The organism is Idiomarina sp. Sol25, assembly GCF_033052775.1.
GTDB lineage: Bacteria > Pseudomonadota > Gammaproteobacteria > Enterobacterales > Alteromonadaceae > Idiomarina.
Window position 1 is genome coordinate 1 of sequence record NZ_JAUPEW010000257.1, and the last position, 232, is coordinate 232.

At 69.4% G+C, this 232-nt stretch carries 1 pseudogene; it reads left to right on the plus strand.

Annotated elements, in window-relative coordinates:
• Positions 1-232: pseudogene (locus Q5L94_RS14200) on the plus strand (hypothetical protein); the annotation flags it as partial.

The window sequence follows — 232 nt, forward strand, 5'->3', positions numbered from 1 at the left end:
TGCTGCTGTTTCACGCCTGCGCAGTGCTCGCGACGGTAGCGCTCGCCGAACGCGCGCTGGTCCATGCGCGCATCGGCCTCGTTGCGGCAATCGGTTTCGTTGTCGCCGCCGGACTTTTCGCCGGCGACCTGACGCTGCGGCAATATGCCGGCCACGGACTGTTCCCGATGGCCGCGCCGACCAGCGGCACGCTGCTGATTGCAAGCTGGCTGGTGCTGGCCGTCGCGGCGGC